The organism is Steroidobacter sp., from assembly GCF_016790065.1.
Lineage (GTDB): Bacteria > Pseudomonadota > Gammaproteobacteria > Steroidobacterales > Steroidobacteraceae > Steroidobacter.
Window position 1 is genome coordinate 1 of the sequence record NZ_JAEUPY010000472.1, and the last position, 10,698, is coordinate 10,698.

Annotated in this window: 14 protein-coding genes; 7 read left to right on the forward strand and 7 right to left on the reverse strand. The window is 62.7% G+C overall.

Annotated features, from left to right (window positions below):
- Positions 1 to 271, forward strand: a 271-nt coding sequence (locus JNL55_RS19510) for a pyridoxine 5'-phosphate oxidase C-terminal domain-containing protein (protein WP_293857494.1), incomplete at its 5' end; no start/stop codon positions are given.
- Positions 272 to 311: 40 nt separating this feature from the next.
- Here the strand turns inward: JNL55_RS19510 and JNL55_RS19515 are convergent.
- From JNL55_RS19515 to petA, 5 genes are all read right to left on the reverse strand, one after another.
- On the reverse strand, positions 312 to 734 hold the full coding sequence (locus JNL55_RS19515) for a ClpXP protease specificity-enhancing factor (RefSeq protein WP_293857497.1): 423 nt from the start codon (positions 732 to 734) through the stop codon (positions 312 to 314).
- 17 nt (positions 735 to 751) lie between these two features.
- Complete coding sequence (locus tag JNL55_RS19520; RefSeq protein WP_293857500.1) at positions 752 to 1,351, reverse strand: glutathione S-transferase N-terminal domain-containing protein; 600 nt, start codon at positions 1,349 to 1,351, stop codon at positions 752 to 754.
- A gap of 55 nt (positions 1,352 to 1,406) precedes the next feature.
- The gene (locus tag JNL55_RS19525; RefSeq protein WP_415923116.1) at positions 1,407 to 2,132 is read right to left on the reverse strand and encodes a cytochrome c1; all 726 of its coding nucleotides are present in this window, start codon (positions 2,130 to 2,132) and stop codon (positions 1,407 to 1,409) included.
- Positions 2,133 to 2,193: 61 nt separating this feature from the next.
- Entirely contained in the window at positions 2,194 to 3,414 is a 1,221-nt protein-coding gene (locus JNL55_RS19530; RefSeq protein ID WP_415923117.1) for a cytochrome b, read from the reverse strand.
- Between the two features lie 29 nt (positions 3,415 to 3,443).
- On the reverse strand, positions 3,444 to 4,049 hold the full coding sequence (petA, locus tag JNL55_RS19535) for a ubiquinol-cytochrome c reductase iron-sulfur subunit (protein WP_293857509.1): 606 nt from the start codon (positions 4,047 to 4,049) through the stop codon (positions 3,444 to 3,446).
- A gap of 150 nt (positions 4,050 to 4,199) precedes the next feature.
- Between petA and JNL55_RS19540 the strand changes: the two genes are divergently transcribed.
- Positions 4,200 to 5,348, forward strand: a complete 1,149-nt coding sequence (locus JNL55_RS19540) for a S1C family serine protease (RefSeq protein WP_293857512.1) — start codon at positions 4,200 to 4,202, stop codon at positions 5,346 to 5,348.
- 39 nt (positions 5,349 to 5,387) lie between these two features.
- Here JNL55_RS19540 and murA read toward each other — a convergent pair whose 3' ends face one another.
- Positions 5,388 to 6,644 carry a UDP-N-acetylglucosamine 1-carboxyvinyltransferase gene (gene murA / locus JNL55_RS19545; RefSeq protein ID WP_293857515.1) on the reverse strand — a complete coding sequence of 419 codons (1,257 nt, stop codon included), beginning with the start codon at positions 6,642 to 6,644 and terminating at the stop codon, positions 5,388 to 5,390.
- A 5-nt stretch (positions 6,645 to 6,649) separates the two neighbouring features.
- On the reverse strand, positions 6,650 to 6,883 hold the full coding sequence (locus JNL55_RS19550; protein WP_293857518.1) for a BolA family protein: 234 nt from the start codon (positions 6,881 to 6,883) through the stop codon (positions 6,650 to 6,652).
- 148 nt (positions 6,884 to 7,031) lie between these two features.
- Here JNL55_RS19550 and JNL55_RS19555 point away from each other — a divergent pair, with 148 nt between their 5' ends.
- The 5 genes from JNL55_RS19555 to lptB are packed head-to-tail and all read left to right on the forward strand — an operon-like array spanning position 7,032 to position 10,570.
- Entirely contained in the window at positions 7,032 to 8,030 is a 999-nt protein-coding gene (locus tag JNL55_RS19555) for a KpsF/GutQ family sugar-phosphate isomerase (RefSeq protein ID WP_293857521.1), read from the forward strand.
- Between the two features lie 3 nt (positions 8,031 to 8,033).
- Positions 8,034 to 8,552, forward strand: coding sequence for a 3-deoxy-manno-octulosonate-8-phosphatase KdsC (gene kdsC / locus JNL55_RS19560; RefSeq protein ID WP_293857524.1), 519 nt, complete (start codon positions 8,034 to 8,036; stop codon positions 8,550 to 8,552).
- Positions 8,549 to 9,121 (forward strand): LPS export ABC transporter periplasmic protein LptC, encoded by a 573-nt coding sequence (gene lptC / locus JNL55_RS19565; RefSeq protein WP_293857527.1) that lies wholly within the window; start codon positions 8,549 to 8,551, stop codon positions 9,119 to 9,121. Before kdsC ends, lptC begins: the two co-directional genes overlap by 4 nt.
- Positions 9,090 to 9,848: an LptA/OstA family protein gene (locus JNL55_RS19570; protein ID WP_293857530.1), complete on the forward strand. Its 759-nt coding sequence runs from the start codon at positions 9,090 to 9,092 to the stop codon at positions 9,846 to 9,848. Before lptC ends, JNL55_RS19570 begins: the two co-directional genes overlap by 32 nt.
- Positions 9,845 to 10,570 carry an LPS export ABC transporter ATP-binding protein gene (gene lptB, locus JNL55_RS19575; protein WP_293857533.1) on the forward strand — a complete coding sequence of 242 codons (726 nt, stop codon included), beginning with the start codon at positions 9,845 to 9,847 and terminating at the stop codon, positions 10,568 to 10,570. Before JNL55_RS19570 ends, lptB begins: the two co-directional genes overlap by 4 nt.
- The last annotated feature ends 128 nt before the right edge of the window (positions 10,571 to 10,698 follow it).

The following is a 10,698-nucleotide window of genomic DNA, read 5'->3' on the forward strand; positions in this document are numbered from 1 at the left end:
CGCGCAGAGTGAACCGCTCGCCTCGCGAGACACACTTGTCGAACAGGTTCGCGACGTGCGCGAGCGCCTCGGCCTGCTACAAGCCACGGAAGGAGAAGTGCCCCGCCCGCCGCATTGGGGCGGCGTCCGGCTGTGGATCGATACCATCGAACTGTGGGCGGAAGGTGCCGGCCGTATTCACGACCGCGCGCGTTGGCAGCGCACGCTGACCAAGAAAGACGAGTTCACATTCAACGCCGGTTCGTGGACCGGAACGCGCCTCAATCCCTAATAACGCGCAGTGACCCCACCGCGCATCCGGGCCGGTGGCGTTACTTGACGACCTTCAAGGTCGGCTTGGCGCGTTTCACTTCGGGGGCGCCGCCGCTCGGCGTTTCAGTCGGCGCAGTTGGCGGTGTCGGCGGAGGCGCATCGGCTTCCGAGAAAATCATTCCCTGCCCCGTCTCTCGCGCATAAATACCGAGCACTGCCCCGATCGGCACCATCACGTCATGCGTGGCCGCGCCGAAGCGCGCGCGAAAGCGAACGACATCGTTACCGAGACTCAAATTGCTGGTGGCGCTATTGCTGACGTTCAGGATGATTTTGCCGCCCTGGACGTATTGGCGCGGCACTTCGACGCCTTGTAACGAAGCATCGACGACGATGTGCGGCGTCTGATCGCTGTCGCTGATCCATTCATGCATGGCACGCAACAGATAGGGCCGGCGCGATCGAATTGGAGCATCTGTCATGAGCACCCACCGCGCTGTTAAGCGCGCATTTCCTGCTCGGTGCGCGACAGGCTGTGCCTGAACGCAGGCCGAGAGAACAACAGATTGGCGTACTTGACGATGGGTTGAGCCTGCGCTGGCAAATCGATTTCCCAATACAACAGCCGCCACAGGACCGGGGCAATGGTGGCATCCACCAACGAGAACTCGTCCGACAGGAAGTACGGCTTGGCCTTGAACACGTCGGTGCTGGCCAGAATGCTGTCGCGGAGAATCTTGCGCGCTTTGAGCCCGTTCTTGCGATCCGAGGGATCGTCGATCTGCTGCGCGAGGCTGTACCAGTCGCGCTCGATCCGATACAGCGCCAGGCGGAACTGCGCGCGCGCTACCGGATCGACCGGCATCAGCGGCGGATGCGGGAAGCGCTCGTCGAGGTACTCGATGATGACGCGCGAGTCGTACAACACCAGGTCACGGTCCACCAGCGTGGGCACCGTGTGATAGGGGTTCAGGTCGAGCAGATCCTCGGGCAGGTTACCGCCCTGCACGTCGATGGTTTCGACGTGGATGCTCTTCTCAGCCAGAACGATCCTGGTGCGGTGGCTCCAGGGATCGTCGGCACGAGAGAAGAGCGTCATCACGGTTGTACGCTCCGAGCTGTTCTGAATGAACGTGTAGTAGCGCCCGCGAGCGCTACTTTACGTCCTTCCAGAATTCCTTTTTCAGGAAGTAGGCGAACAGGAAGAACACTATCAGGAATGCCAGCACACGCATGCCCAAATTGCGCCGTTCGAGCTGCATCGGCTCGCCGATGTAGTCGAGGAAATTGACCGTGTCGCGAACGAATTGGTCGTACTCCTGCGGCGAAAGACTACCTTGCTTCGCCAGTTCGAATTCCTTGAACTTCTTATGAACCGTGTTGTGCTCCGCATCGCTCTCGCCATCATAGACCGCCTGCTGCAAGCCTTGTAGCTCCCACAGCACATGAGGCATGGCGGTACCCGGCAGGATCAGGTTATTGGTGCCGTTGGGACGGCTCGGATCCAGATAGAACGACTTCAGGAACGAGTAGAGGTAGTCGGCGCCACGGCTGCGCGCAATCAGGGACAGGTCCGGCGGGGTGGTGCCGAACCAGTGATTGGCATCTTCCGGCTTCATGCCGATCTTGATGGTGTCGTGAATCCGCTCACCCGAGAACATCAGGTTGTCAGTCACCTGCTTTTCACTAAGTTGCAGATCTTTGGCCAAACGGCTGTAGCGCACGTACTTGGCCGAGTGACAGCCACTGCAGTAGTTCACGAAGTTGCGCGCGCCTCGCTGGAGGGACGCGACGTTCGCGACATCGTTGCGCGCCAGTTGCAGGGCCGAACTATGGCCTTCTGCCGCCGCGCCCACCGCGGACCACGACAGGGCAGCCATGCCCGCCACACCCAGAACCAGCTTATGGAAACTCTTCTTCATCATGGCTTCGGCTAGATGCTTAGTGGGCATGGAAGGTCACGCGCTCCGGCACAGGCTTGGTCTGGTCGATCCGGGTGTACCAGGGCATGAGCAGGAAGAACGCGAAGTAAATGACCGCGAAGAAGCGCGCCGCCAGCGTGTAGGCCGGGGTCGCCGGCATCAAGCCGAGGTAGCCCAGCGCGACGAAGCTGATGGCGAACGAGAACAGGAAGCCCTTGAACAGCCAACCGCGGTAACGAATCGACTTCACCTTCGAGCGGTCCAGCCACGGCAGGAACACGAAGGCGATCACCGCCGCGCCCATCAACACGACACCGAACAGCTTGTTCGGAACCGCGCGCAAGATCGCGTAGAACGGCGTGAAGTACCACACCGGCGCAATGTGCTCAGGTGTCTGCAGCGCGTTAGCCGGGTCGAAGTTGGCGTGCTCCAGGAAGTAGCCACCCATCTCCGGCGCGAAGAACAGCACCAGCGCGAACAGCATGGCGAACACGATGAAGCCCACCAGGTCCTTCACGGTGTAATACGGATGGAACGGAATGCCGTCCACCGGATGACCGTCCGGACCCTTCAGCTTCTTGATCTCGACGCCGTCCGGATTGTTCGAGCCCACTTCGTGCAGAGCGAAGATGTGCGCGATCACCAGGAACACCAGCGCCAGCGGCAACGCGATGACGTGCAGCGCGAAGAAGCGGTTCAGCGTGATGTCGGAGATGTAGTAGTCGCCGCGGATCCACTCGACCAGCGACTCACCGATGCCGGGAATTGCGCCGAACAGCGACACGATCACCTGCGCGCCCCAGTACGACATGTTGCCCCAAGGCAGCAGGTAGCCGAAGAACGCTTCAGCCATCAAGCACAGGTAAATCAGCATGCCGAAAATCCACACCAGCTCGCGCGGGTTCTTGTACGAGCCGTACATGAGGCCGCGGAACATGTGCAGATAGACGACGATGAAGAACGCCGAGGCGCCGGTGGAATGCAGGTAGCGGATCAGCCAACCCCACTCCACGTCGCGCATGATGTATTCGACCGACGCGAACGCGTCCGCGGCCGAGGGCTTGTAGTTCATCGTCAGGAAGATGCCCGTGACGATCTGCAGCACCAGCACCACCAAGGCCAGCGAGCCGAAGTAGTACCAGAAGTTGAAATTCTTGGGCGCGTAGTACTCGCTGGCGTGTTCCTTCATGAACCGAGTCATGGGGAAACGCGCGTCGATCCAGTCGACCAATTGGCCCAGCTTGCCCTTTTCCGGCATCGTCGCGCTCATTATGCGACCTCCGCGTCGACGCCGATCTGCACCACGCCGTCAGTAACGAAGCGGTATGGCGGCACTTTGAGATTGAGCGGCGCGGGCACGTCTTTGAAGACGCGGCCGGCCAAGTCGAACTTGGAGCCGTGGCAGGGGCAGTAGAAGCCGCCCGGCCAGTCGGCGCCGAGCTCGGCGTCCGCGGGATTGAAGCGGCCCAGCGGCGCGCAACCCAGGTGGGTACACACACCGACCAGCACCAGGTATTCGGGCTTGAGCGCGCGACTGTCGTTCTTGGCGTACGCGGGCTGATCGGACTGCTCGGACTTCGGGTCGCGCAGCTTGTCGGCCAGCGACGGATCTTCCAGCGCCTTCATCATTTCCGGCGAGCGCCGCACGATGAAGATGGCCTGGCCGCGCCAGTTCACTTTGACCATGGCGCCCGATTCGAGCTTGCTGATGTCCTGCTCCACCGGCGCGCCCATGGCTTTCGCGCGCGCGCTCGGTTTCCAGGAGGCCAGGAACGGCACAGCGGTCAACGCGGCACCAGCTACGCCGGTCACGGTCGTCGCGACCAGCAGGAAATGGCGCCGGCCGCCATCGACCTTATCTACTTCTGAACTCATCCACGGTCTCCGCGAGGCATCTTTCGCACGCGCACCCCACGCCGGCGCCTGCAGCCCGGAGCGAGGTTTCAAACGTTCAAGGAATTCCGCATTATACACATATCGCTTGAGTCGCTATGAAGCACCCCGGTCATCGCCGGACGGTTACTCGTGCCCAGCCTGTCGCAGACCCTATTATTCCTGCTGAAATGGACCTTGGTGGGCCTTGCCATCGCCGCCGTACTGCTATTGGTCCGGCCGGCGCAGACAGGCCCCTCGGCCGCGCCCACTCAGCAGGATTCGCCCGCAACGCCGGTATCCTTCACGCCGCGCGAAGGCGGAGTGCGCACGTCATTCGCGGATGCCGTCGGCCGCGCCGGCCCCGCTGTGGTGAACATTTACACGGCGCGCGTGGTAGCCAGCTCCCCCAACGCCGGCAACCCGCTATTGCGACAGAATCCGGCGCAAGTGCGCCAGCGCGTGGAAGGCAGCCTCGGCTCGGGCGTCATCCTCGATGCGGATGGCCACCTCGTCACCAACCACCACGTGATCCAGGGCGCGGATCAGATTCGCGTGCAGCTGGCCGACGGTCGCGTCGCCACGCCCACCATCGTGGGTACCGACCCTGATACCGACCTCGCCGTCTTGCGCGTAGCGCTGGAGAACCCGCCCGTCATGCCCATGGGCCGCTCCAATGTATTGCGCGCCGGCGATGTGGTGCTGGCCATCGGCAATCCGTTCGGCCTCAGCCAGACGGTGACTCAAGGCATCGTCAGCGCCACCGGGCGCGGTCGGCTCGGCGTCACCGACTTCGAGGATTTCATTCAGACCGACGCGGCCATCAATTTCGGCAATTCCGGCGGCGCGCTCATTAATACGGAGGGCGAGCTGATCGGCATCAACACCGCCGTGCTCGCGCAGACGCTGGGGACTGACGGCATCAGCTTCGCCATTCCCGTGAACATGGTGCGCGGTGTGATGGATCAGATCATCGCGCACGGGCGCGTGCGGCGCGGATGGTTGGGAGTGTCTTCCGAAGAATTGCCGCGCGCGACGGCTGCGGCGGCTGGCATCGATCCGCCGGTGGCGCTGCGCATTAGTTCAGTAGACCCACATGGCCCGGCCGCCAAAGCGGGCATTCGAGTGGATGACTTCGTCACCCACTTCAATGGCCAACAGATCGTGAATGCGCAGGAAGCGCTGAATCGGGTCGCCGCGATGGCTCCCGGCGCAGTGTTGAACATCCGCGGCCGCCGTGGCCGCGAGGAACTGAACCTGGAAGCGACCCTGGACGAGCGCCCGCCTCGCGGCTCGCGTTGAGGTTTCATATGAACACCCCTTCGGGGGTGTTCACCACGATTAAGCAATCCGCTTGATCTGCGCCCCAATTTGTTCGAGCTTTTCTTCGATGCGCTCGTAGCCGCGATCTATGTGATAGATGCGGTGAATTTCCGTGGCGCCCTGCGCGACCAGCGCTGACAGCACCAGACTCGCCGACGCGCGCAAGTCCGTGGCCATCACGGGCGCGGCCGTCAATTGCGGCACGCCGCGAATGATCGCCGTGCTGCCTTCGATGCGAATGTCTGCGCCGAGGCGCCGCATCTCCAGCATGTGCATGAAGCGGTTCTCGAAGATGGTCTCCGTCACCGTCGCCACGCCCTCCGCGACCGTATTCAACGCCGCGAATTGCGCCTGCATGTCCGTCGGGAACGCGGGATAAGGCGCGGTGCGCAGATCGACCGACTTCGGCCGACGACCGCGCATGTCCAAATCGATCCACGTGTCGCCGATCTCGATCTTCGCGCCCGCTTCACGCAACTTCAGCAACACTGCATCGAGGTGATCCGGCCGCGTACCTTTGATCTTTACATGACCGCCGGTGATAGCGCCGGCCACCAGATACGTGCCGGTCTCGATACGATCCGGCAACACGTCGTAGCTGGCGCCTTGCAAGCGCTCCACGCCCTGCACGGTAATGACATCGGTGCCCGCGCCGCTGATCTTGGCGCCCATGGCCATCAGGAAATGCGCGAGATCGACGACCTCAGGTTCGCGCGCGGCGTTTTCGATGACGGTCTCGCCATCCGCCAGGGTCGCGGCCATCAGCAGATTTTCCGTGCCGGTGACTGTGACGGTTTCGCACACGATGCGGGCGCCTTTGAGGCGGCTCGCCTTGGCGCGGATGTAGCCGTTCTCGATCTGGATATCCGCACCCATCGCACGCAAGCCATCGACGTGAATGTTTACCGGGCGCGCGCCAATGGCACAGCCGCCGGGCAACGACACGTCCGCCTGCCCGAAGCGCGCCAACAGCGGCCCCAACACGACGATCGACGCTCGCATGGTGCGCACGAGTTCATAGGGCGCGACGAACGCATTGGTGGTGGACGCATCGACCTCGACCCGCATGCGATCGTCGATAGTGACGCTCACGCCCATGCGACCGAGCAGCTCGATCATGGTGGTCACGTCCTGCAAATGCGGAACGTTGCCCACCGAGACGGTGCCTTCCGCGAGCAAAGTCGCAGCCAGGATGGGGAGCGCGGCATTCTTCGCGCCGGAAATGCGGACCTCGCCTTCCAGCGGCGTGCCGCCCTGAATCAGCAGCTTGTCCATGAGTATTACTTTTGCTGTTCGGAGGGCGCGAACGCCTGGATGCTGAGCGCGTGAATCTCACGGCCCATCAGCTGACCGAGCGTCGCGTACACCAGCTGATGCCGCTGGATCATGCGGCGGCCCTCGAACTGAGGCGCGACGATGACAGCTTCGAAATGCGTGTCGTCATCGGATGCGACGCGCACCTGCGCACCGGGCAATCCGGTCTGGATCAGCGCTTGAACCTCGGCGGCATTCATCGATGCGGAACACTCGAAAGCTAGCAAAGGGCGCACATCTTATCTGATCCGCGGGTCGATCCGCGCCGCCGATTTACCCCTGCGTACGACATGGACTCATGACAGGAAATAAACCAGCGGAGCAGCACGGCGCGTTATTATTCGCGGAATGCGATCTTTACCGACCTCCGCAAAGCTGGATTCTGAACAGTTGCTGACGCGCGGCCGTCGCGTGTTGGCTACGGAAGTCGCTGCGGTGCAAGCGTTGGAGTCGCGTTTAGACGGCGATTTCGTCGCATCTTGCCAGCTCTTGCACGACTGTCGCGGCCGTGTGGTCGTCACCGGCATGGGCAAATCCGGCCACATCGGCAACAAGATCGCGGCCACCCTGGCGAGCACCGGCACGCCATCATTTTTCCTGCATCCGGCCGAGGCCAGTCACGGCGACATGGGCATGATTACCCATGACGACGTGGTCATCGCCATTTCCAATTCGGGCGAAACCGCCGAATTACTCACCATTCTTCCCGGCATCAAACGCCTGGGTGTGCCGTTGATTGCGATGACCGGCAAAGCTCAGTCGACGCTCGCGAAGGCCGCCGCTGCCGTGCTCGACGTGAGCGTTCCGGAAGAGGCCTGTCCTCACAACCTCGCGCCCACCGCCAGTACGACTGCCACGCTCGCCATGGGTGACGCACTGGCCGTGGCAGTGCTGGAAGCCCGGGGCTTCAGCGAGCAGGACTTCGCGCGCTCGCATCCGGGCGGTGCCCTCGGGCGAAGGCTGCTATTGCACGTCGAAGACGTGATGCGCACCGGCGATGAACTGCCCCGGGTGAGCCCGGACACCTCGCTCAAGGAGGGTCTGCTCGAAATCAGTCGCAAAGGCTTGGGCATGACGGCCGTCGTCGACGACCGGCTGCGCGTGCTGGGCATCTACACCGATGGCGACCTGCGTCGCGCGCTGGACCATCCGATCGATATCAACGCGGTCAAGATGCGTGATGTGATGACGGCCAACCCCAAGACCATCGCCCCCCGGGTCCTGGCGGCCGAAGCCGTGCATCTGATGGAAAAATATCGCATCACCCAACTGCTGGTGACCGACGCCGACAACGTGCTGGTCGGCGCGTTGAACGTTCATGATCTGTTCCGCGCCGGGGTGATGTAATCCATGGACACCCTGGTAGAACGCGCCAACGACGTACGCCTGCTGGTGCTGGACGTGGACGGCGTGTTGACCGACGGGCGGCTGTACTTCACCGCGCGCGGCGAACAGATGAAATGTTTTCACGTGCGCGACGGCGCGGGCATCAAGCAGGTGCTCAACGCCGGGTTGCAGGTCGCGGTCATTTCCGGCCGGCAATCCAAAGCGGTCGACAAGCGCATGAGCGAGCTGGGTGTAACTTGGGTCCGGCAAGGCGTACACGACAAGTTGTCCGCGTTGCGTGAGCTACTGGATATGTTGAACCTCACACCGCAAGCAGTGGCGAGCGTCGGCGACGACACTCCCGATCTGTCGCTGTTCGAAGCGTCGCGACTCGCGATTGCCGTCGCGGACGCGCACCCGAGCGTGAAATCGCGCGCGCATTTCATCACTCAGGCGAACGGTGGTCAGGGCGCGGTGCGTGAGGTGTGCGATCTGCTGCTCGAGACTCGGCGTCTCGAAGCCAGCCGGCAGGTGCACGGATGAACTGGCGCTGGGTATCACTGGCCGCCGCGCTCGCCGCTATCGTCATCGGTTACGGCGCGTTCGTTGATAGCGGCAGCATGCCCACCGCGAACCATGAGATGCCCGAGCAGCCCGGTTATTACCTGAAAGACGCCGTGATCCTGCGCACGCGCGAGGACGGCTCGCCCGGGGTCGAATTGATCGCGCGGCGCATTCAACAGCGGCTGACTCAGCCGGCGCGCGGCGAGGCGATCACCATGGAATCGGTACGCGTGAACTATTTCGGCAAGAAAGACTGGCAGTGGGCACTGACCGCGGACAAGGGCGAGGTCCCCCCGAATTCGCGGATCGTGCAGCTGGATGGCAACGTGGAATTGCGACCTCTGGAAGGCGACAGCAACGCTTTCCTGCGCACCGACGAACTAGCCATCGATACCGAAAAGAACTTGGCGTACAGCACCCGCTCGCCGGCACACATGCGCTTCGGGCAACATGTGATGACCGTGAAGAGCCTGCGCGCCGATTTGACCAGCGAGAAACTGAGGCTGGAGACAGTGAATGGTAGATTCGAACCGCAACGTAAGCAGTAGCCTGCGAGCCGCGAGCGGCGCCGGCGTGCTGCTGTCGCTGCTATTTGCCACGCAAGTCGGTGGCGCTGCCAACGCGCCCGCGCTCGACGCAGCCTTCACCTGGAGCGCCGACGTTCTGAACTCGGACTTCCGTAACGACACGCTCGACATCTCCGGCAACGTGCGTGTCACGCAAGGCGCTTCTTCCATCGAAGCGGGAACTGCCAAAGCGCGTAACGTGCGGGCCGAAACGCAGCGTTGGACTTTCGAGAATGCCGTGCGCATTCGTACCGCGGAGGCCGACCTACAGTCGAACCTCGCGACCGCCGCGGTGGTGAATGGACAAATCTCCAATGCGCGCATCGAAGGCACTCCGGCGCGCTTTCAGCAGCTGAGCAGCCCTTCGAACCGAGACGTTCGCGGGCGTGCCGGCGTGATCGAATACGACTTCGGCACAGGCGTGGTGAAACTCACCAACCAAGTGTGGTTCAGCAACGGCAAAGACGAGTTCCGTGGCGATGTGGTGATCTACAACGTCCGCGACGAGCGCGTGCAGATCAATCCGGGCGGCTCGTCGAACCGAGTCCGCGGCATCATCCGGCCGAATCAGAAGACCCCGAGCAATTCGGGTGGCGCGGCCGGCACCGCGGCGGTCGTCGAACCCGCTTTCAACGACAGCGGGGACGCGAGCCGCGACGAGCGCATCGAGCCGAAGCTGGCTACGGAAAGCAACGGCGGCGGCGCATGACACGGTTGTACGTCGAGGGGCTCGCCAAAAAGTATCGGTCGCGGCAAGTCGTCAAAAGTCTGTCGCTGGAAGTCTCGAGCGGCGAAGTCGTGGGCCTGTTGGGACCGAACGGCGCCGGCAAGACCACCGCTTTCTACATGATCGTCGGCCTGGTCCCCACCGATGCGGGCCGCATCCTGATCGACGATCAGGACATCTCCAAGCTGCCGGTGCATCGCCGCGCGCGCCTGGGCGTGGGTTACCTGCCTCAGGAAGCCTCGGTGTTCCGCAAGCTCTCGGTCGAGGACAACATCCGCGCGATTTTGGAAGTGCGGGCCGAGCTCGACCGCGACAAACGTGACGAGATGCTCGAATCGCTGCTCGATGAGCTGCACATCGGGCACATCCGTAACAGCTTGGGGCAAAGCTTGTCGGGCGGTGAACGACGCCGCGTCGAAATCGCACGCGCCCTGGCCGCGGAGCCCGAGTTCATGCTGCTGGACGAGCCGTTCGCGGGCGTCGATCCGATCTCGGTGCTGGACATCCAGCGCATCATCCGCCATCTCTCGGCACGCAATATCGGCGTACTGATAACCGATCATAACGTTCGGGAAACCCTAGGGATTTGTAGTAGGGCCTATATCGTCAGCGGGGGTGGCGTGATCGCTGAAGGGACTGCCGACGAGATCCTTGCAAATCAGCAGGTCCGTGAGGTGTACTTGGGTCAGGACTTCCGCCTCTAACGGGCCCTGCCCGGGGAGGCGGACCGATGCCAACGCCTGGTCGTTGGCCCGTTGCGACCCACAAGCGAGACGAATGCTCAAGCCCGCCCTGCAGCTCCGACTTGGCCAGCAGCTGACCATGACACCTC